This window comes from Bradyrhizobium liaoningense, assembly GCF_018130955.1.
GTDB classification, from domain to species: Bacteria; Pseudomonadota; Alphaproteobacteria; order Rhizobiales; family Xanthobacteraceae; genus Bradyrhizobium; species Bradyrhizobium liaoningense_C.
The window spans coordinates 63,963-85,719 of sequence record NZ_JAFCJM010000009.1 but is presented as its reverse complement, the minus strand read 5'-3'; the positions used below and the strand labels follow the sequence as shown (position 1 = coordinate 85,719).

Sequence of the window (21,757 nt, the reverse complement as noted above, 5' to 3'; positions counted from 1 at the left end):
TTTTCGCGCCGTACCCGCCATAGTTGGGATATTTTACCAATGAATTGGCCCCAGATGCAGGTTTCATCCCAATGCCCGAACTCGACGCCATCGACCGAAAAATCCTCGCGCTGCTCCAGACCGACAGCCGGATGACCATGCAGGAACTCGCCGACAAGGTCGGCCTGTCGGTCTCGCCCTGCCATCGGCGCGTGAAGCTCCTGGAGGAGCGCGGCGTCATCACGCGCTACATCGCGACCGTCGATCAGAAGGCGCTGGGGCTGCATGTCAGCGTCTTCATCTCGATCAAGCTGGCGCGGCAGAAGGAGGAGGACCTCAATCGCTTTGCGAAGGCGATCTCGAAATGGGACGAGGTGCTGGAATGCTATCTGATGACCGGCAACCGCGACTATCTGCTGCGCGTCGTCGCGGCCGATCTGTCGTCGTATGAGGCGTTCCTGAAGAACAAGCTGACGCGGCTCGACGGCATCGCCTCGATCGAGTCGAGCTTCGCGCTGAGCCAAGTGAAGTATTCGATCGCGTTGCCGGTGTGAGGCGTCACTTCCACGGCTGCACGATGATCTTGGTGTGCGCCTCGGGGTTGGCCAGATCGGCGAACGCCTTCGCAACACCGTCGATGCCGACGGTGGCCGTGACCATCGCCGCGGCGTCGACCTCGCCTTCCGCGATCAGGCGCAGCGAGTAGGCGAACTCCTCCGGAGTGTAGCCGAGCACGTACTGGACGTTGAGCTCCTTCATGATGCCGAGCATGGGTTCGCATCTGTCGCTCTCCATGCAGACGCCGACCACGACGATCTTCGCATCGCGCGGGGCACCCTCGAACACCTGCTGCAGCAGGCCCGGCACGCCGACGCATTCGAAGATCAGCGCCGGTTTCAGCGCCGGCAGCATCGCCTGGAACGGCGGCCGTGCCGCCTTCTCCGCGTCCGACATTTGGGCGTGCTCGGCCCAGGTCGCATAAGGTTGCGACACCTTGGGATCGACGACGATGTCGGCGCCGAGCTTTGCGGCAAGCGCGCGCCGCGTCGGGGAATAGTCGGCGGCAACGATCGGGTGAAGGCCCTTGATCCTGAGCGCGGCGATCACAGCAAGGCCTACAGGACCGCAGCCGATGACGAGCGGAACCTCCTTGCCCGTGATGTTGGCCTTGGCGACCGCATGAACGCCGACCGCGAGCGGCTCGGTGAGTGCAGCGTGCTCGGCGGCAAGGCCGTTCGGCACTTCCAGCAGCAGCGGCTCGCTCAGCAGCATCTGTTCGGCATAGCCGCCGACGTGATCGTTGGAATAGCCGATGCCCTTGATTTCCTCCGGCGTCAGCAGCGCCGGCAGCGAGCAGACGCGCGTGCCCGGCCTCAACTTGCGCGTCGTGCCGGGACCGTAGTCGACGATCTCGCAGCAGAACTCATGACCGAACACGACGTCGCGCGACAGGTCCATCGGCGTGCGCCCCATCTTCCTCGCCATCTCGACCATGCTAGGGGCGTGCTGGCGGGCATGGAGGTCCGAGCCGCAGATGCCGCAGGCGAGCGTCCTGACCAACACCTCGCCGGCACCCGGCTTCGGCGCCGCCATGCGGTCGACGACAATCTCACCGTTCCTGAAAATCGCAGCGCGCATTCGGCTCCTCCCCACTTCGCTGGAGCCGTTGATAGCACAAGGAGCGCTGCGGATATTGCGTCAGGCGTTCGGCGAACGCTCTTCGAGCACCAGAAGCTGCGAGCGGCGAACGCGCTCGCGATGGGCGATATAGAGGCCGCTCGCGACGATGAAGGCTGCGCCGATCACGGTCCAGAGGTCGGGCACCTCGCCGAACAGGAAGAAGCCCAAAATGCTGACCCAGAGCAGCTGCGTGTAGGAGAACGGCGCCAGCACCGAGGCATCGCCGTAGCGATAGGCCAGCACGATGATCCATTGTCCGACGGTGGATGCGACGCCAATGAAGATGCCGAGCCCGATGGCGCTCCACGACGGCGTGACCCAGACGAACGGCACCATGGCAGTCAGCAGCGTCAGGCCCGTCAAGGCGGAATAGGTCATTGTGGTGAGAACGGCTTCGCGTCCGCTCATCATGCGGGTCAGGATCAGCGCGGCAGCCCAACAAAAGGCCGAGATGATCGGGAAGAACGCCGCGAGGTGAAACGCACTCGTGCCCGGCCGCAGGATGATCACCACCCCCATCAACCCGATTGCAGTCGCGATCCAGCGGCGCACGCCGACCTTCTCGCTCAGGAACACGATCGACAGCGCGGTGACGAACAGCGGCGAGACGAAGCCGGTGGCGGAGGCTTCCGCAATTGGGAGGTAGCGCAGACCCGTGATGAAGAACAGCGAGGAGCCGAGCAGCACGGCGCCGCGCATCAGCTGAAGGCCGAGCCGCTCGGTGCGCATCGCGTAGAGCGGCGAGACCGGCAACATCACGGGCGTGAACATCAGCGCAAACGTCAGGAAGCGAATCCAGGTGATCTCGATCGACGGCAGCTCAGTCGAGAGGTACTTCGCCGTGACGTCCGAGCAGCCGAGGAAGATCGTCGACAGCAGCACCAGTGCAATGCCTTTGAAGGGATGATCGACGCGCGCAGGTGCGCGGCGAGCGGCCTGCTTCTTCTCGGGCATAGGCACGGAAACGCTGTCGAGCCTTAGGGCTGCGGCGGGGGGCGGGGTCACGGCTGGAACTCAGGCAAAAAGTCGAATCGGGGTGAGCCCCTAAAAAACGACAAATGGGCGCCATTCACAACGCCCGAAAACAGGATGCCGATATGCGCTGAGGTCCGCGCGCGTCAACCCTCCATTAATAAAGGGCGTTTTGCACTACAGCATCGGCAGGCCGCGCGGCTTCGGACCGCGCGGAAACGCCGCATCCAGCGCCGCAATCTCGTCTCTGGTGAGTGTGATGTCGCCAGCGGCCGCATTCTCGCCGGCATGCACCGCACTGGACGCCTTCGGGATCGCGAACACCGTAGTGGCACGGGTGAGGAAGCTCAGCGCGACCTGACGCGGTGTCGCACGCCGTGCCTCCGCGATCCGCGCGAGCACCGCGCCGCCCTTGCTGCTGCCGGCGGGAAAATCATCGTGACCGAACGGCGAATAGGCGACGACCGCGACGCCGTGCCGTTCGCACCACGGGATGACAGCGTGCTCGATCGCGCGTTCCTTGAGGTGATAAAGCACCTGATTGCAGGCGATCTTGCCTTCGCCGGCGACGTCGCGCATCTCGTCGAGATCGTCGGCATCGAAATTGGAGACGCCCCAGGATTTGATCTTGCCGGCCTTCACCAGTTCCTCGAAGGCCGCAACGGTGTCCTCGAGCGGATAAGACCCGCGCCAGTGCAGCAGGTAGCAATCGAGGCGATCGGTCTTCAGCCGCTTGAGCGAGCGCTCGCAAGCCGTGATGGTGCCGCGGCGCGAGGCGTTGCTCGGCAGCACTTTTGAGACGAGGAATACTTCGTCGCGACGGCCTGCGATCGCGTCGGCGATGACGAGCTCGGCGTCGCCATACATCTCCGCGGTATCGATGTGCCTCATGCCGAGATCGAGCCCGCGCTGAAGCGCAGCGATGGCGCGCTTGCGGTCGCCATGGTCGAGATACCAGGTGCCCTGCCCGATGACGGAAACATTTGCGCCGGTGCGGCCGAAGGGATTTTCTTTCATGGTTGGTCCAATGCGTGACGGCTAATTCAGTTCACTGATATCGGCAACCAGCACACTGCCCGTCGCCGATTCCGTGATGTAGAGACGATCCTTGCTTGCGCCGCCGATCGCGACATTTGTGCACGCGCCGCCCGCGCAGGATTTGATGCGCGCGATCAGTTCCCCATTCGGCGCGAATACGAAGACGTGGCCCAGCGAAGCATGGCCGACGAACAGGCGGCCGGCAACGTCCATGGTCATGCCATCAGGGCCGCTGGTGCCGAACAGCGAGCAGAAGCGGCCGACCTTGGAGACGCTGCCGTCCTTCATCAACGGCAACCGCCACACCGAATTGTCGCGTGTCATCGCGACGAACAGGACGCTCTCACTTGGGTCGAGCACGAGGCCGTTCGGGCTGATGCCGGTGTGGATCAGGCAATCAACCCGGCCGGTCGGCGCGAGACGATAGACACGGCCGCTCGGATCATGCAGGCCGGTCTGGCCCTGGTCCGTGAAATAGATGTCGCCGTTCGACGCCGGATGCAGGTCGTTGCAGCCGCGGAACGACTCAGAATTGCGCGCGGTGAGCACGGGCGCGATGCAGCCCTCCTCGGCGTCGAGCTCCATGATGCCGTGCATGTAGTCGGCAACCAGGATACGGCCGTCCTTCGCGATCTTCAGTCCGTTCGGCCAGCCCTCATATTCGATCACCAGCGACCACGCGCCGTCAGGCGCGATCCGGAAGATGCGGCCGAAAGGGATGTCAACAATGTAGAGATTGCCCTCTGCATCGAAGGACGGACCTTCGATGAAACTGTCGGTCGGCATTCCCGGCCGGTTGGCGTCCGCCCAATCGGAGCGCACGCCCTTGCGGCGGAATCTTTCGGGCATGGCGGAGAAGATCGTCGTCGGAATCAGACGCGGCGGCGTTTCCAGGTACATCATGGTTGTTATGCTTGTTGGCGACCGACGGCAGCATAGGGGACAATGCCCGGGCCGTCGATTGGGGCGCGCCAAATCGGATATGCCGTTGCCGCATCCACGGAGTCGTCCTGGCGTTTGCCAGGACGACATTGGGGAGGGCTTGATGCCCTAGCTCGCGGCGCCCGCGAAATTGGCTTCCTTCGCCGCCGCGACTTCCGTCTGCGCAATCAGGCGCTTGAGCTCGGGGATGCAGGAGCCGCAATTGGTGCCGGCCTTGAGTTTCGCACCGATATCGGCAGCAGTCTTCGCACCCCCTGCGATGGTATCGCAGATCGTGGCGCGGCCGACGCCGAAGCAGGCGCAGACCACAGGGCCGGTCGAGGCGATACCTTCGGTGGATTTGCCCGACAGCAGCAGGCGGCGCTGCTCGTCGCTGACGACATCGGCCGCGAACATGGACTTGACCACTTCCCAGTCCCCGGCGTCATGCGCGGGCCCGACGAACAGGCAGGTCTCGATGCGGTCGCCGACGAAGGACGCCGCGCGATAGACACCGCCGCCGAAATCACGGTACTCCGCAAAGTCCTCGCCGGCGATCGGGTCGAGCCAGGCCGGCCAGCGCGAGAGATCCGCGTTGTCGGCGAACAAATAGCCGAAGCCGCCGGAGACCGTGACACGGCTCCACCAGAGATGCGCGGGCAATGCGAGTTGCTTGCGCGAGAGCACAAAGCCGCGGAACACGTATTCGTATGGCACGATCGACGCCGGCGTCGCCTTGGATTCCGGCTGGCCGGAGAACGGGTCGTTGAACGGCTGCACCAACGCACCGACGCGGCCGTGCGAGGTGTTCATCTCGCTCCAGTGGATCGGCGCAAACAGCGTGCCGCTCTGCGCCCGGTCGCTGACGACGACCTTGAGGATGCACTGGCCGTAATCAGTGGTAACGCGGGCAAAGCTGTCGTCGGTGACGCCATATTTGCTGGCGTCATCGGGATGGATCTCGACGAAAGGTTCTGGCAGGTGCGCGCCAAGCCGCTGGCTGAGGCCGGTGCGTGTCATCGTGTGCCACTGGTCGCGGATGCGGCCGGTGTTCAGCCGCAGCGGCCGCGACGCCGTGGTCTCGCTCTTCAGCGCCGGCACCTCCGGCGCAATGAAGCGCGCCTTGCCGTCGGGCGTGAAGAAGCCGCCCTTTGCAAAGAAGCGGTCGCAGGGGGCCTGCCCTTCGCGCGCCGGCCATTGCAGCGGAACCAGCGCATCATAGGCGTCATCGGAGACGTCCTGCAGCGCGCCGATGTCGAAGTCGCGGTTACCCTCGTTCTCGAAGGCCGAGAGCGCGGCATGCTCGCGAAAGATCTCGGCTGCCGATTTGTAGTTGAAACCTTCGCCGAAGCCGAGTCGCTTGGCGACTTCGCCCATGATCCACCAGTCCGGCCGCGCCTCGCCCGGCGCCGGCAGGAACGAGCGCTGGCGCGAGATGCGGCGCTCGGAATTGGTCACCGTGCCCGACTTCTCGCCCCAGGCGAGCGCGGGCAGCAGCACGTGCACGCCGGCGTCGACGGTGTCGTTGGAGAGCACGTTCTCGGACACCACGAACAGCTCGAGCTTCTTCATCGCGGCACGGACGACGTCGGCGTCGGGCAGCGACACCGCCGGGTTGGTGCCCATCACCCACAGCGCCTTGATCTCGCCGCGGTTGATCGCCTCGAACATCTGCACCGCCTTCAACCCCTCATGGGTGGCGATGCGCGGCGCCTTCCAGAACCGCCTGACACGGTCGATCTCCGATGGCGTGAACATCATGTGCGCGGCGAGCTGGTTGGCGAGCCCGCCGACCTCGCGCCCACCCATGGCGTTGGGCTGGCCGGTGAGCGAGAACGGCGAAGCGCCGAGCTTGCCCATCCGTCCCGTCGCAAGATGACAGTTGAGGATGGCGTTGACCTTGTCGGTGCCCTGCGCGGACTGGTTGACGCCCTGCGAGTAAAGGGTGACCGTCCGCTCGGTGTCGCGGAACATCTGGAAGAAGGTCGCGACGTCCTGCTCGGAGAGGCCGGTGGCGAGCGCGGTCGCGGTGACGCTGCCGGCGATGCTGCGCGCACGCGCAAGCGCCGCGTCGAAGCCGGAGGTGTTCTTTTCGATGTAGTCCTTGTCGAGCGCACCGCTGTCTGCGAGATGGACAAGCAGGCCGGAGAACAGCGCCGTGTCGGTGCCGGGTTTCACGCCCAGGAACAGGTCGATATCGCTTGCGGTGTCTGTGCGGCGCGGGTCGATGACGATGATGCGCGCGCCACGCTCCTCCTTGTTCCTGCGCATGCGCTGGAACAGGATCGGGTGGCACCAGGCGGCATTCGAGCCGACCAGCACCAGGAGATCGGCCTGGTCGAGATCTTCGTAGCAGCCCGGCACGGTGTCGGCGCCGAAGGCGCGGCGGTGGCCGGCAACAGAGGACGCCATGCAGAGTCGCGAATTGGTGTCGACATTCGCCGTGCCGATAAAGCCCTTCATCAGCTTGTTGGCGACGTAGTAATCCTCGGTCAGGAGCTGGCCGGAGAGATAGAACGCGACCGCATCGGCACCGTCGCGCGCGACGATGTGCTGAAGACGATGGGCGACGTGGTCGAGCGCGTCGCTCCAGGCAACCCGTTCCAGCGTGCCCTTGCAGCGAATCATCGGATGCAGCAACCGACCCTCGAGCCCGACGGTCTCGCCGAGCGCCGAACCCTTGGAGCAGAGCCGGCCGAAATTCGCGGGATGCTCGGGATCGCCCGCGATCGCCGCGCCGCCGCTGCCGTCGGGTGTTGCCAGCACGCCGCAGCCGACGCCGCAATAGGGACACGTCGTCTTGGTGGTGCGGAGCATCGGGTCGATAGCAGTCATTCAGGCAATTCCCGTCAGGCGGCTTTCGGGGGAAGCGCGAGCGAGCGGCCGAACATCATGTCGGTACGGATCGCCGCGATCTTTTCGCGGGCACGGATCAGCTCGAGATACCAGAGCGCATCGACGGTATCGCCGATCAGCACGGCGCCGGTGAGGCGGCCGTCGGCGATCACGAGCTTCTTGTAGGTGCCGCGCCTGATATCCGACAGCACGAGGCTCTCGCTGCCCTCGCCGCCGATGAAATCGCCGGCGGAGAACACGCTGACGCCGGAGACTTTGAGGTTGGTCGCGACCACGCTGCCCTGGTAGGCAGCGGGACGGCCGGCCAGGTGCCGTGCCAGCACCCGCCCCTGCTCATAGGCCGGTTCGACCAGGCCGTAGCAGATGCCGCGATGCTCGGCACATTCGCCGATCGCAAAGATATCCGGCGAACTCGTCTGCATCACATCGTTGACGACGATGCCGCGATTGACCGCAAGGCCCGCCTCCTGCGCCAGCGTCACGTTCGGCCGGATGCCGGCAGCGAAGATCACCGCGTCGGCGTCCAGCCGGCTGCCGTCTGCGAGCTCGACGGCCTCGACGTGACCATCGCCGTGGATGCGCGCGGTCGAAGCGTTGAGGAGAATGCGGATGCCCTTGCGCTCGACCAGCGTCTTGAGCAGCTCGGCCGCGGGACCGTCGAGCTGACGCTCCATCAGGCGATCCATCAGATGTACCAGCGTCACTGGCGCGCCGGCCTTGGCGAGGCCATAAGCGGCCTCGAGGCCCAGCAGTCCGCCGCCGACCACAACCACGCGCTTCTTGGCCGCGGCCAGCGTCAGCAGCAGATCGACGTCGCGGGTGTCACGAAACGTGTGCACGCCGGGAAGATCGTTGCCCGGCACGTTCAGCCGCAGCGCCGTCGAGCCGGTGGCCAGCACGAGCTTGGAATATTCCATGCTCTCCTCGCCGGCGATCTTCAGCTCGCGGCGACCGACATCGATCTCGGTCGCCCGGTAGCCGTAGCGCACGGTGACACCGCGATCGCGCCACCAGCTCTGCGGCCTGAGCTCGATCTCGTGCGAACCAGTCTCGCCGGCCAGCACCGAGGAGAGCAGCACACGGTTGTAGGCGAGCCGCGGCTCCTCGCCGATCACGGCGACGGCGTAACGGCCGAGTGCCGTCTTCGCGAGCTCATCGACCAGGCGTGCGGCCGCCATACCGTTACCGACGATGACGAGCGGTTCGCTCATGGTAGTCCCCTGTTCTGCAATTCAAGTCCGGTTTGGTGCTTCTCCCCGCGTACGGGGAGAAGCGAGATTCGTACCAATATTCAGACTCTTGCCTCGGCGAGGCTGCCCGCGGCTTCGCCCTGCGGGCTGCGACGCAGATAGAACCACCAGGTGATGCCGAGGCAGGAGGCGTAGAAGATGAGGTAGATCGCGAGCGCGAGCTGCGGGCCACCGGTCAGCGCGATCGACTTGCCGAAGCCGGTCGGGATCAGATAGCCGCCGACTGCGCCGATCGCGCCGATGAAGCCGACCGCCGCACCGCTTTCGATGCTCGCCGTCTTCAGCGCGACGGCGCGCGCCGCATCGCCCTTGCCGCGCACCTTGAACAGGTTCTCCTCTCGGAAGATCGAGGGGATCATCCGGTAGGTCGAGCCGTTGCCGATGCCCGTCGTGACGAACAGGATCAGGAACATCGCCAAGAAGCCGATGAAATCCTTCTGGCCGACGAAATAGAGGACGCCGATCGTGGCGGCCGCCATTGCGATGAAGTTCCAGAAGGTGATGATGGAGCCGCCGAGCTTGTCGGCCAGCCAGCCGCCCAGCGGACGCGACAACGAGCCGACCAGGGGACCCAGGAACGCGATCGCTATCGTGATCTGCGGGAACTGGGTCTTGATCAGCAGCGGAAATGCCGCCGAGTAGCCGATGAAGGATCCGAACGTCCCGATATAGAGGTAGGCCATGATCCAGGTGTGCTTGCGCTTGACGATCGCAAGCTGGTTCTCCACCGACGATTTTGCCGAGGTCAGGTTGTTCATGAAGAACACGGCGCCGAACACCGCGAGTGCAATCGGCAGCACCCACATCAGGCCGGCGTTCTGGAGATAGACGCCATCGACCGGAGTCGCCTGGAACAGGTTGATGACCGCGAGCGTCATCAGGATCGGCGTCAGCAACTGCACGCTCGACACGCCGATGTTGCCGCCGGCAGCGTTGAGCCCAAGCGCCCATCCCTTCATCCGGTCAGGGAAGAAGAAGGAGATGTTGGTCATGCTGGAGGCGAAATTGCCGCCGCCGAGGCCGGCGGTGGAAGCGACGAGCAGCATCAGCCAGAACGGCGTGTCGGGCTGGCTCACGAAATAGGCAAGCGACAGCGTCGGGATGAACAGAATGGCGGCGCTGAAGATGGTCCAGTTGCGGCCGCCGAAGGTCGTAACCGCGAACGTATACGGAAAGCGTATGAACGCGCCGATCAGACCGGGCACGGCGACGAGCTGAAAGAGCTGGTCGGTGGTGTAGTGAAAGCCCGCCTGCGGCAGCTTGGTAGAGACGATGCTCCAGATCAGCCACACCGAAAAGCCGATATGCTCGGCCACGATCGACCAGATCAGGTTACGTCGCGCGACCGTCTTGCCAGTTGCATTCCAGAACGCCTCGTCTTCGGGGCGCCAGTCGGAAATCCACGTCGGATTCTTCGTCATTGATAATCCCTTTTAGGCTCACCGCTGCGTCGTTGCAGGCTTGGCCTCCAGGCATGGAGGCGCGCTCCGAGGCTCGATCCCCGGTGGCGAGTTCACGATGCTGATTGATGATGTTGAGGGACGTCGTCGTTGGCGTCGCACAAAGACACTTCAAGTTCTGTGCCAAGTGCCAACGTTCGAAAAATGACGATATTTCAGCTTGTTAGTCGCTTCGCCTAATTTTTTAGCAGGCCTAATTCGCATGCAAAATTTGCGATTCGCTCAATCCTTGTGCGGCGCACAAGATTTGAGCGGAGTGTCGATTATTTGGGCGCGACGACGAGGGTTAACGATGCGTTGACGTCACGCAACGCGGCTGACGACGCGCGCGAGACTCGCGCGTCGTCACCCAGTCTTTCCATGTCGCGCGCAAGCACACGCGTTGATGCGATCGCGTTTACTCGGCGGCCTGCGGCCGGCCGTAGGCCTCGGTGATCATGAAGTTGGACAGCACGCCATAGGCTGCGGTCCATGCGGCGGCGACATCAGGCGTCCAGTTTGAGCCGAGACCTTTTTCGAGCGTCCACAGCAATGCCGAGCCGACGACCGGATAATGCTCAGGCTTCGCCCCATAGGCGACGTGGCGCTTTGCCAGCGCGCTTGCCGCCGGCAGGATCGTTTCGAGATTGGAGAGACCGCCGACCACCACGGCGAGCGTCGCCATCAGCTTCTTGCGCTGCTCGGTGAGGTCGTTTGGAAACATCGCTTTCACGGATGGCGCAACCTCGAACAGGCGGTCGTAGAATATGACCGCGGCCTGATCGGCGATCGGCGCCACCTTTGCAAAACTGTCCTGGACCAATTTGATTTCTGCTGGATTCATCGTGACTTCCCTGTCGTTGAAACGGCAAAAAGACGAAACCATTTGGTCGCGACGCCGGCGCTGCGGTTCACAGCGCCGGACGACGATCGTTTGGACTAAAGCGCGATCCCGTAGGCTTGAACCGCCATCGCGCTTTCGCTTGTTGTTTGCGCATGATCTCTTCGGAAAACCGCTGCGCACTTTTCCGGATCATGCGCTATGCCGCCTCCACGAAGCGATGACGCTCGTAGAGGAATTCGAGCACGCGCTGCCGGCACTTGAGGTAGGTGGCGTTGGAAGCGAGCTCGAGCCGCTTGCGCGGACGCGCCAGCGGCACGTCCAGCACCTCGCCGATGCGCGCCGAGGGGCCGTTGGTCATCATCACGATGCGGTCCGACAGCAGCACGGCCTCGTCGACGTCGTGGGTGATCATCAGAATCGTGTTGCCGAGCTTTTGATGCAGCGCCATCACCGAATCCTGGAGATGCGCGCGCGTCAGCGCGTCGAGCGCACCAAAGGGCTCGTCGAGCAGCAGCACCTTCGGTTCCATGGCGAGCGCACGCGCGATGCCAACGCGCTGCTTCATGCCGCCGGAGATTTCCGACGGACGCTTGTCCTTGGCATGGGCCATCTGCACGAGGTTGAGATTATGCATGACCCAGGCGTCGCGCTCTGCGCGAGTCTTGGTCTTCGAGAACACCTTGTCGACGCCGAGCTTGACGTTCTCGTAGACCGTGAGCCAGGGCAAGAGGCTGTGGTTCTGGAACACCACCGCGCGATCCGGCCCCGGCGAGTTGACCTCGCGATTCTCCAGGAGAACGCCGCCGGTCGATGCACCGGTCAGCCCTGCGATGATGTTGAGCAGGGTCGACTTGCCGCAGCCGGAATGGCCGATGATCGAGACGTATTCGCCCTTCTCGATGGTGAGGTTGATGTCCTTCAGCACCTCGGTCGTGGCGTTGCCGCGGGTGAAGACCTTGTCGATGTGGTCGAGCTTCAGATAGGCGGTCATGTGCTGCGCTCCCTTAGCTCTGCGCGGTGCCGTGAGTGACGAACTTGCCGAGCGCCGCGATCAGGCGGTCGAGCACGAAGCCGATGATGCCGACGTAGAACAACGCCAGGATGATCTCGCTGATATGCGAGGAGTTCCAGGCGTCCCAGATGAAGAAGCCGATGCCGACGCCGCCGATCAGCATTTCAGCCGCGACGATCGCGAGCCACGACAGGCCGATGCCGATGCGCAGACCCGTGAAGATGTAGGGCGCCGCCGCCGGGATCATGATCTTGGAGAAGAACTCCAGCGGATTGAGCTGCACGACGGCCGCGACGTTGCGGTAGTCCTGCGGGATGTTGCGGATGCCGACCGCGGTGTTGATGATGATCGGCCACACCGAGGTGATGAAGATGACGAAGATCGCCGAGGGTTGGCCGTCGCGGAAGGCCGCGAGCGACAGCGGCAGCCAGGCGAGCGGCGGAATCGTGCGCAGCACCTGGAACAGCGGGTCGAGCCCGCGCATCGCCCAGACCGACTGGCCGACCAGCGTGCCGAGCGCGATGCCGACGATGGCGGCGATCGAATAGCCGTAGGCGACGCGCTGGAGACTTGCGGAGAGATGCCAGAACAGGCCCTTGTCGATGCCGCCATGGTCGAAGAACGGATCGAAGATCAGCTCCTTGGTGTCCTTGAACACCCTTGACGGCGGCGGCAGCGTCGAGCCGGCGCGCCGGCACACCAGTTCCCAGATCAGCGTCAGCAGCGCGATCACGACGAGCGGCGGGATGACCCGCACCGCGGTCTCCTTCGCCATCCTGGCGTAGGCCTCGCTGCGCGGCGGGCGCTTCGGCGTCATCGCAACGACCGGCGCCGCAACGCTGCTCGAAGGCGCAATGCCTTCCATTTCCATCTTCTTCACAGGCATGTTCATGAAATTGTCTCCGGCTTCAAAGGTGGATGCGGCCGCCCTTGGGCGGCCGCGAGGCCCATCAGACTTCGACGCGCTTGATCGCGAGCGACTTCAGATAGGCGGCCGGATTTTCGGGATCGAACACCTTGCCGTCGAAGAAAGTCTCCTTGCCGCGCGAGGTGGAGGTCGGGATCTCGGCAGCCGCGACGCCCATGGTCTTGGCCGCGTCCTTCCAGAGGTCCTCGCGGTTCACCTTGGCAATGAGCGCCTTCGCGTCGAAGGTCGGCTCGTACTTGCCCCAGCGGATGTCCTCGGTGAGGAACCAGAGGTCGTGGCTCCTAAACGGATAGGAGGCGAAGTCGCGCCAGTACTTCATGATGTGCGGCGAGTTCTCGACCACTTTGCCGGGAATGCCGTAGTCGAACTTGCCGGCGGTGCGGTCGAGCACGTCCTCGACAGGGCAGTTCATCCACTGCCGCTTGCCCATGATGGCGGCAAGCTCGGCCTTGTTCTCGGCCTTGTCCGCCCATTGCTGCGCTTCCATCACCGCCATCAACAGCGCCTTTGCGGCCTTCGGATATTTGTCGACGAAGGCGGCGCGCATGCCGAAGGATTTTTCCGGATGCTTATTCCAGAGCTCGCCGGTGTTGACCGCGGTGTAGCCGATGTTCTGGTGGATCAGTTGCAGATTCCAGGGCTCGCCGACGCAGAAGCAGTCCATGGTGCCGACCTTCATGTTGGCCACCATCTGCGGCGGCGGCACAACGATGGTCTCGATGTCTTTGTCGGGATCGATGCCGCCGGCGGCGAGCCAGTAGCGGATCCAGAGATCATGCGTGCCGCCGGGGAAGGTCATGGCAGCCTTCACAGCCTTGCCGGACGCCTTCTTCTTCTCCAGAGCCGCCTTGAACGGCGAAGCGTCAACGCCGAGCTTCAGGTCGGCATATTCGTTGGCGACCGAGATGCACTGGCTGTCGAGGTTGAGCCGCGCCAGGATGTACATCGGCGTCGGCTGGTTGTTCTGCGTCACCTTGCCGGCGGAGATCAGATACGGCATCGGGGTGAGGATATGAGCGCCGTCGATGCCGTTGCCTTCGGAGCCGAGCACCAGGTTGTCGCGCGTGGTGCCCCAGGAGGCCTGCTTCTGCACGTCGGTATCGGGCATGCCGTATTTGGCGAACAGGCCCTTGTCCTTGGCGACGAAGAGCGGGCCGGCATCGCTGAGCGCGATGAAGCCGAGCTTGGCACCCTTGACCTCGGGACCTGCGTCCTGGGCGAATGCACCGGCGGGGAAATTGAGCTTGGCGGCGGCGAGAAGGGCGGCAGTGCTGCCGGTAGCCTTCAACAATTGACGGCGGGTCAGGCCGGAATCCGAGGGCCGGCGAATGCGCTTGGTCATAGGTCGTGTCGTCCTTTGCGTCGTTGCAGAAATGATGCGTCAGTGCACACGAGCTACCGTCCGTCCTGTGACGCCGCCGTTGGCGCATGCAGACGCGCGACGGGGGGAACCCCCGTCTGGTGGCGTCAGCAAGTCGGATGAGAAGTCTCGCGGGACGGCTTCAATGGCGTCGACTTGGAACTATTCAAGCTTCGTGCCAAGCCCCGCACCGCGAAAACAGTCAACGGATTAATGACTTAGGAAGACTGCGCCAGCCTGTCGCAGGCGTCATCCGCACGCGAAATTTGCGGCCTGCTCAATTCTTGTGCGGCGCACAAAGCTTGTGCAGGCGATCAAGCAAGAGGCCGCGCGGTACACCAGCGTGCGGTACGGTCGAACCTCACGCTATTGAAACTACAACGTTTTTATTCCGACCCTTTGCGGCACGCCGTTTGCATCTCGTCTGGCGTCAACGAAGACTGCGGCCTTGCCGCATTGTTGCAGCCGCTGGCGGCCGCAACCCGGAAGCTCACCTGCTTCGCGGCCCTCCTCGGCTCAGTCGTCGTGACGCGATTCCCAAGGCTTCCAAACCTCCCACAGGCCCTCGTGCGCGGCAGGCCCGTCCGCACGGCCAACGACGTTCAGCCGCGCGCTCTCGGAAGGGGCGTGTCGATCTCTCTTACGAAGCAAAAGGAACCATTGATGTCGTATCTCGCGCCTTCGGAATTCGTCACCAAGATGGTGGATGCGGGCGAATCCAAGATCTTCATGTCCACCCGGGATACGATCATCCGCGCTTACATGGCCGGCGCCATCCTCACGCTCGCCGCATGGTTCGCTGTCACCATCAACGTGAACACCGGCCAGCCGCTGGTCGGCGCGCTTTTGTTTCCGGTCGGCTTCGTCATGCTGTACCTCCTGGGCTTCGACCTCCTGACCGGCGTGTTCGTGCTCTCGCCGCTCGCTTTGATCGACAAGCGCCCCGGCGTCACCCTCGGCGGCGTGCTGCGCAACTGGGGCCTGGTCTTCGTCGGCAACTTCGCCGGCGCATTCACCGTCGCCTTCATGATGGCCTTCGTCACGACCTTCGGCTTCACGCAGGCGCCCGACAAGGTCGGCACCGCCATCGGAATCATCGGCGAGAGCCGGACGCTTGGCTACGCCGCGCATGGTGCGGCCGGCATGGCGACATTGTTCCTGCGCGGCATGCTCTGCAACTGGATGGTCTCGACCGGTGTCGTCGGCGCCATGATCTCGACCTCGGTCTCCGGCAAGGTCATCGCGATGTGGATGCCCATCATGGTGTTCTTCTACATGGTGTTCGAGCATTCCGTGGTGAACATGTTCCTGTTCCCGTCAGGGCTGTTGCTCGGCGCAAAGTTCTCGATCATCGATTACCTGATCTGGAATGAGATCCCGACCGTGCTCGGCAACCTCGTCGGCGGCCTCGCCTTCACCGGCATGACCCTTTACGCCACGCACGTCCTTACGCTGCCCAAGCGCCAGGCCGGCAAGCCTGCGCCGACCCGCGTCGCGGCCTGATCGAAAACGCCCCAACAGGGGAGCCTCGCACCGCCAGAGCATGATCCGTAAAAGTGTGAAGCGGTTTTCCGAAGAGACCATGCTCAAACAAAGAGCTAAAGCGCGACGATGATCTCGTCGCGCTTTAGGGTGAGGCTCCCCTTCGCTTGGTGACGACGATGACGCACGGACTTGAGATTTCGGTCGGCCAGTATTCCGACAAGGGTCGCAAGCCCATCAACCAGGATTTTCACGGCGTCCTGATTCCGGACGAGCCGCAGCTCAGCCTGAAGGGGATCGCGGCCGTTCTGGCCGACGGCATCTCCAGCAGCACGGTGAGCCAGATCGCCAGCGAGTCCGCGGTCAAAAGCTTTCTGATGGACTATTACTGCACGTCAGAAGCCTGGACGGTGAAGACCTCCGCCCGGCGCGTGCTGGACGCGACCAACTCCTGGCTCCACGCGCAGACGCGGAAGAGCCAGTATGCCTATGACCGCGACAAGGGCTATGTCTGCACGCTGAGCGCCATGGTCATCAAAGGGACCACTGCGCACATCTTCCATGTCGGCGACTGCCGCATCTACCGCGTCGCCGGCAAGGCGCTGGAGCAATTGACCGACGATCACCGGATCATCGTATCCTCGGAGCAGACCTATCTCGGCCGCGCGCTCGGCATCAATCCGCAGCTCGAGATCGACTACCAGACCCTCGAGATCGAGCGCGGCGACACCTTCTTCCTGGCAACCGACGGCGCCTATGAATTCGTCGATGCGCGCTTCGTCACCGGCGCGCTGAACGAGCATGCCGGCGAGCTCGACGGCGCGGCAAAGGCCATCGTCGAGGAGGCATACCGGCGCGGTAGCGACGACAATATTACCGTCCAGATCCTGCGCGTCGATGCGGTACCGCAGCGCGAGCCGATCAGCATCTTCAATCAGACCTCCGAACTCCCGCTTCCTCCCCTGCCCGAGCCGCGGGCGATCTTCGACGGCTACCGGATCGTCCGCGAAGTCCACGCCAGCAGCCGCAGCCACATCTACCTTGCCGTCGATGCCGAGACCGAGGAGCCGGTCGCACTCAAGCTGCCGTCGATCGATCTGCGCGACAATCGCGCCTATCTCAAGCGCTTCCTGATGGAGGAGTGGATCGCGCGCCGCATCGACAGCCCACATGTGCTGAAGCCGCTGTCACAGTCGCGGCGGCGCGGCTACCTCTACGTCGCGACCGAATTCGTCGAAGGGCAGACCTTGCGGCAATGGATGGTCGACAACCCGCGGCCCGATCTCGAAACGGTGCGCGGCCTGATCGAGCAGATCGCCGCGGGCTTGCGCGCCTTCCACCGCATGGAGATGCTGCATCAGGATCTCAGGCCCGACAACATTCTGATCGACAAGACCGGTACCGCGAAGATCATCGACTTCGGATCGGTCCGAGTCGCTGGCGTGGCCGAGGCCGCACCGCAAGGCGATGGCGAAATCCTCGGCACGGTCCAGTACACGGCGCCGGAATATTTCCTCGGTGAAGGCGGCTCGCCGCGTTCCGACATGTTTTCGCTCGCCGTCATCTGCTACCAGATGCTCTCGGGAAAGCTTCCCTATGGCGCCCAGGTCGCAAAAATCCGGCGCAGGTCGGACCTGCGGAAACTGCAATATCGCCCGGTCGACGACGATCGCAACGTTCCCGCGTGGGTCGATGGTGCGCTGAGGCGCGCGCTGCATCCGGATCCCTACAAGCGGCATGAGGACCTGTCCGAACTCGTCTTTGAGCTGCGAACTCCCAATCCGGCCTATCTCAACACGCGGATCACGCCCCTTCTGGAACGCAGTCCGCTGTTGTTCTGGAAGCTGACCTCGGCGTTCCTCGCCTGCGCGGTGATCGCCCTGCTCGCGCTGCTGCACGCGCGCTAGGGCGCTACGCATAAAGGCGCGGACGTCAGCTTCTGGCGGCCAAGCGGACATGTGTGGTCGGTCAGAACATTGCCGCTGGTGACATTGGTGACTGTGCGAATTCGACTTGCCGGTCACGCCGACTGCTCACCTTTTTGAGTTGCAAGCGCGAGGCACGCAAGGCTCTAAGGGTTATGAAAGCTGGACGATGTAGTTCATGCGATCAAAGATCGACAACAGGTCAGATTGCGCAGGGGTAGCCGGTCAGCACAGCTGACGATATTTGCTGCGCTTTGCGGACCCGACGGCTGACGACCGCCACGCTTCATGTTACGGTGCGGATCGCTTTGGATCGTGCGATCATGCCTTCAGTGTTGACCGTTTGTCAGTTCTGGCTGAGCCGGTTCTACCAAGAAGCTCATGAACCAACGATCCAAGCTACAATCTCTGCATACTTCGTCGGTTTGAGACGAAGCGTCGTTCGGGTGTGTCGCGTTGGCGTTCAGCGCCGACGCACAACTCGACTCTAGCAAGGAAAAGCATACGCAGGTTCAAAGCAGGTCATTTCCAACTTGACGGCGGCTCACGGCAGAGCCTTGAAGCCGCCCTTCGATTCCAAGGAGGGCCCCATGAAGTCTATTTACCTGAGCATAAGCGATACCCCCTCTGCAGCCTGGAGGCTTGCCAAGACAACGGCATTCGTAGCAGTGCTCGTGGCCATGGCCCCCGCGGCTGCTCAGAGCGAGCCGATTGAGAAGAAGGGTACGACCCCCTATGTGACGCACTTCATTTTCAGGCCGTTGATGGCGATTGATACCGCCGAACTTGGCAAAGCCACCATGCTGGAGGCGGTCGGAACAACCCAAAACATGAAGGGAGAGAAGATGCTGGACAAGATGTCCGCGCGTTGCGTAGCGCTGAACGTCTCATCCGGTGAGAAGAAATACATTGACGGAGCCTGCGTGCTGGCCGACAGCGACGGCGACAAGATTTTCTCGACCTTCGATACTCGGGACCTCGACAAGTCCCAGCCGAAGATGGACTGTGGAACCCATATCATCACCGGAGGTACCGGCAAGTATAAGGGGATCACCGGGAGCGAGCCATTTGCGTGCATCACTATGCCTGCGCTGGCTGGCTCCGGCGATTATTTTGCGATGGACATCCCGCACAACACGTCGTGGGAGATCAAATGATCCTAACCTCGAGGTCGCCCTAAACGCTGGTTATCGATAGCGGGTGTCAATCACTGAACGAGAGCCCGGCCAACAGCCGGGCTCTTTTTTCTGCAGATACTCATCAGCAGAGAGCAACGGTTGTGAATGCAATAGGCCCACGACACGCTTGAGTGACATCTTTCTCGTTGTCGACATCGATTTCCCTGGGGCGTCGCGCTAGCTATTGGTCGGATTGTTTCCCTTAGCTCGATACTCGCGGCGATGGCCGCAATCGTTCTTATCTGCGCTTTGGAGCAACCGTTGCCCTATCAGTTGCTGGTGATCGCGGGCGGCATTTGCGTGATTGTTCGCCACGTGCCAACATTCAACGGCTACTCGTGGGCACCGAGCCAAGCCTAGGCCGAAGTGCCGCAGACACGAAAGCACAAGCGTAACTCCAGCGCCCCGCCTTCGGAAGCACAGCGGACGTCGTACGCGCCCTGAGTGCAGCGCGGCCTAGCATGTATGTACGCCCCAGCGGGGAGCCGTCAGGCCGGCTCCTCCGCCTGCGTCCCCAGCGGTTTTGGCGCCAACCCGCCGCCGGGCTTGAGGTGGAATTCATACGTCATCAGGTGCCAGGGCGCGGCGACCGGTTTGCCGTCGGGCGTCGCTGCATCGCTGCGCTTTTCCACCCTGGCCACGAGCTCGTCCTTGACGCCGAACACCACGTCGGAATCGAGATATTTGTCGCCGCCGATGAAGACGTGGGTGATCAGCGGCTCGTAGCCCTTGGCGTTGACGAGGAAATGCACATGGGCGGGGCGCATCGGGTGGCGGTTGGTTTTCACGATCATCTCGCCGACCGGACCGTCGGTCGGGATCGGATAGCTGCACGGCAAGATCGTGCGGAAGGTGAAGCGCCCGTCGGAATCGGTGATGAAGCGCGCACGTCCGGAGGCACCGATACTATCGTAGTTCGGCTTCTGTGAATCGTAGAGGCCGTCGTCGTCGGCATGCCAGACGTCGACGGGCACGCCCGCAAGCGGCTTGCCGTTGTTGTCCGTGACGCGGCTCTCGACGAACATTTTTTCGCCGGTCAGGTTGTGCGGTGAGATGTCGGTGCCGTGGGGCGTCACCTTGTGCTCGCCGACATAGAAGGGGCCGAGCACCGTGGTCTCGGTGGCACCGCCGCGATCGCGGTGGTTCACCGCGTCCACCAGCATGGAGACGCCGAGCACGTCGGACAGCAGGATGAACTCCTGGCGGATGTCGGTGCATTTGTGCCCGGTACGGGTCAGGAAATCGATCGCATAGTCCCATTCTTCGAAGGTGAGGTTGGTCTTGCTGACATAGTCGTGAAGCGACTTGACCAATTCCTGGAGCAGGAACTTTGCGCGCGGGTTCGGCGTGTCGTCAAAACTCCTGATGACGGCGTTAGTGAGCTCGGATTCGTTGAACTGGGTCATGGTGCCCTGGCTTCCCGTTCTTGCGGTTTTCTCGTTGGTCCCCGGAGGAGCGTTCCGACGGCTAGCCTACACCACTGCGGGCGGCAGAGTTAAGCGCGACCGGGTTGGAATGGCCCGGCAATTTCGGCTATCACCATGGCCGACAACACCGCCCGGAGGAACATTCCCTGATGCTCGCCCCCACCCCCGCCTCGCCCGAATCCGTCGGCATGTCCAAGGCCGCGCTCGACCGCATCGATGCGCATCTGAAGAACCGGTATATCGATGCCGGCCGCTTCCCCGGAACGTCACTTCTGGTCTATCGCCGCGGCAAGGTCGCCCACAGCTCGGTGCAGGGTCTTGCCGATCTCGAGCGCAAGGCCCCGCTCAAGGATGACACCATCTTCCGCATCTATTCGATGACCAAGCCGCTCACCAGCGTCGCCTTCATGATGCTGGTCGAGGAAGGCCTGGTCGCGATCGACGAGCCCGTTCACAAATACATTCCGGAGTGGAAGAACCTCGGCGTCTTCGTCGCCGGCACCGCCCCCAATTTCCTGACGCGGCCGCCGACCCGGCCGATGCTGATCGTCGATCTTCTGCGCCACACCTCGGGGCTCACCTACGGCTTCCAGCAGCGCTCCAACGTCGATGCCGCCTATCGCGAGAAGAAGCTCGGCGACGTCATCAAGGCAGGCACGCTGGATTCGCTGATCGCGGACCTTGCGACCATCCCGCTGGAATTCTCGCCCGGCGAGTCCTGGAACTACTCGGTGTCCACCGACGTGATCGGCTATCTCATCGGCAAGATCTCCGGGATGCCGTTCGAGCAGTTCCTGAAGACGCGCATTCTCGATCCGCTCGGCATGACGGATACGGATTTCCACGTGCCGGCCTCCAAGGCGCATCGTTTGGCGGCTTGCTATTCCGCTGACCCGGGTGGCGGCATGACATTCCATGCCGGCCAGCGCAAGGAAGGCCTGACTCTGCAGGACGATCCGGCGACGAGTTCGTTCCTTGCGCCGCCCGAGTTGGTCTCCGGCGGCGGCGGGTTGTGCTCGACGGTCGCCGACTATCTGACCTTCTGCCGTGCGCTGCTCAACGGCGGCGAGCTCGGCGGCGTCAGGCTGATCGGTCCGAAGACGCTGGCGCTGATGACGACCAACCACATTCCGGGCGGACAAGCGCTGCCGGAAGTGTCGCGCTCGCTGTTTTCCGAGGCGACCTATAACGGCATCGGCTTCGGTCTCGGTTTTGCGGTGACCATGCGTCCGGCAGAGACGCTGATCGCTGGCAGTCCCGGCGAATACAATTGGGGTGGCGCCGCGACGACCTCGTTCTGGATCGACCCGGCCGAAGAGCTGATCGCGATCTTCATGACCCAGGTGCTGCCGTCGAGCGCCTACCCGATCCGCCGCGAGCTGCGCAGCATGGTCTATGCCGCGATCAGCGAGAGCAATCTGTAAGGCAAATGAGAAGATCCCGCGGCCTCAGGGCCGCGGGATCGC

The 21,757-nt window shown here is 63.2% G+C and carries 17 protein-coding genes and 1 pseudogene; 6 read left to right on the top strand and 12 right to left on the bottom strand.

Features of this window, described 5'->3' with window-relative positions; genetic code table 11:
• The first annotated feature begins 71 nt into the window (after window positions 1-71).
• On the top strand, window positions 72-533 hold the full coding sequence (locus JQ632_RS10150; RefSeq protein ID WP_212402164.1) for an Lrp/AsnC family transcriptional regulator: 462 nt from the start codon (window positions 72-74) through the stop codon (window positions 531-533).
• Between the two features lie 4 nt (window positions 534-537).
• On the opposite strand, the gene JQ632_RS10145 is transcribed toward JQ632_RS10150, so the two are convergent.
• The 11 genes from JQ632_RS10145 to JQ632_RS10095 form a co-directional block, all read right to left on the bottom strand.
• Window positions 538-1,617, bottom strand: coding sequence for a zinc-binding dehydrogenase (locus JQ632_RS10145; protein WP_212402163.1), 1,080 nt, complete (start codon window positions 1,615-1,617; stop codon window positions 538-540).
• A gap of 60 nt (window positions 1,618-1,677) precedes the next feature.
• Window positions 1,678-2,613, bottom strand: a complete 936-nt coding sequence (locus tag JQ632_RS10140) for a DMT family transporter (protein ID WP_212402267.1) — start codon at window positions 2,611-2,613, stop codon at window positions 1,678-1,680.
• Between the two features lie 195 nt (window positions 2,614-2,808).
• A complete protein-coding gene (locus JQ632_RS10135) occupies window positions 2,809-3,648 on the bottom strand; it encodes an aldo/keto reductase (protein ID WP_212402162.1) in 840 nt (279 codons plus the stop codon).
• Window positions 3,649-3,669: 21 nt separating this feature from the next.
• Window positions 3,670-4,569 (bottom strand): SMP-30/gluconolactonase/LRE family protein, encoded by a 900-nt coding sequence (locus tag JQ632_RS10130; RefSeq protein WP_212402266.1) that lies wholly within the window; start codon window positions 4,567-4,569, stop codon window positions 3,670-3,672.
• Window positions 4,570-4,719: 150 nt separating this feature from the next.
• On the bottom strand, window positions 4,720-7,425 hold the full coding sequence (locus JQ632_RS10125; RefSeq protein WP_212402161.1) for a nitrate reductase: 2,706 nt from the start codon (window positions 7,423-7,425) through the stop codon (window positions 4,720-4,722).
• A 14-nt stretch (window positions 7,426-7,439) separates the two neighbouring features.
• Entirely contained in the window at window positions 7,440-8,657 is a 1,218-nt protein-coding gene (locus tag JQ632_RS10120) for an NAD(P)/FAD-dependent oxidoreductase (protein ID WP_212402160.1), read from the bottom strand.
• An 80-nt stretch (window positions 8,658-8,737) separates the two neighbouring features.
• On the bottom strand, window positions 8,738-10,117 hold the full coding sequence (locus JQ632_RS10115; RefSeq protein ID WP_212402159.1) for an MFS transporter: 1,380 nt from the start codon (window positions 10,115-10,117) through the stop codon (window positions 8,738-8,740).
• 436 nt (window positions 10,118-10,553) lie between these two features.
• Window positions 10,554-10,979 carry a globin family protein gene (locus JQ632_RS10110; protein ID WP_212402158.1) on the bottom strand — a complete coding sequence of 142 codons (426 nt, stop codon included), beginning with the start codon at window positions 10,977-10,979 and terminating at the stop codon, window positions 10,554-10,556.
• 196 nt (window positions 10,980-11,175) lie between these two features.
• Window positions 11,176-11,970: an ABC transporter ATP-binding protein gene (locus tag JQ632_RS10105; protein WP_212402157.1), complete on the bottom strand. Its 795-nt coding sequence runs from the start codon at window positions 11,968-11,970 to the stop codon at window positions 11,176-11,178.
• A gap of 13 nt (window positions 11,971-11,983) precedes the next feature.
• Window positions 11,984-12,883 (bottom strand): nitrate ABC transporter permease, encoded by a 900-nt coding sequence (gene ntrB / locus JQ632_RS10100; RefSeq protein WP_212402156.1) that lies wholly within the window; start codon window positions 12,881-12,883, stop codon window positions 11,984-11,986.
• 58 nt (window positions 12,884-12,941) lie between these two features.
• Window positions 12,942-14,261 (bottom strand): CmpA/NrtA family ABC transporter substrate-binding protein, encoded by a 1,320-nt coding sequence (locus JQ632_RS10095; RefSeq protein ID WP_212402155.1) that lies wholly within the window; start codon window positions 14,259-14,261, stop codon window positions 12,942-12,944.
• Window positions 14,262-14,942: 681 nt separating this feature from the next.
• Here JQ632_RS10095 and JQ632_RS10090 point away from each other — a divergent pair.
• The 4 genes and pseudogenes from JQ632_RS10090 to JQ632_RS39410 form a co-directional block, all read left to right on the top strand.
• Window positions 14,943-15,782, top strand: a complete 840-nt coding sequence (locus JQ632_RS10090) for a formate/nitrite transporter family protein (RefSeq protein ID WP_212402154.1) — start codon at window positions 14,943-14,945, stop codon at window positions 15,780-15,782.
• Between the two features lie 158 nt (window positions 15,783-15,940).
• The gene (locus JQ632_RS10085; protein ID WP_212402153.1) at window positions 15,941-17,668 is read left to right on the top strand and encodes a bifunctional protein-serine/threonine kinase/phosphatase; all 1,728 of its coding nucleotides are present in this window, start codon (window positions 15,941-15,943) and stop codon (window positions 17,666-17,668) included.
• A 608-nt stretch (window positions 17,669-18,276) separates the two neighbouring features.
• Window positions 18,277-18,843, top strand: coding sequence for a hypothetical protein (locus JQ632_RS10080; RefSeq protein WP_212402152.1), 567 nt, complete (start codon window positions 18,277-18,279; stop codon window positions 18,841-18,843).
• A 186-nt stretch (window positions 18,844-19,029) separates the two neighbouring features.
• Window positions 19,030-19,259 (top strand): annotated as a pseudogene (locus tag JQ632_RS39410) (glycerol-3-phosphate acyltransferase); the annotation flags it as partial.
• A 93-nt stretch (window positions 19,260-19,352) separates the two neighbouring features.
• Here the strand turns inward: JQ632_RS39410 and JQ632_RS10075 are convergent.
• Window positions 19,353-20,270, bottom strand: a complete 918-nt coding sequence (locus tag JQ632_RS10075) for an intradiol ring-cleavage dioxygenase (protein WP_212402151.1) — start codon at window positions 20,268-20,270, stop codon at window positions 19,353-19,355.
• Window positions 20,271-20,440: 170 nt separating this feature from the next.
• On the opposite strand from JQ632_RS10075, the gene JQ632_RS10070 reads away from it, so the two are divergent.
• On the top strand, window positions 20,441-21,715 hold the full coding sequence (locus tag JQ632_RS10070) for a serine hydrolase (RefSeq protein ID WP_212402150.1): 1,275 nt from the start codon (window positions 20,441-20,443) through the stop codon (window positions 21,713-21,715).
• Window positions 21,716-21,757 lie beyond the last annotated feature (42 nt).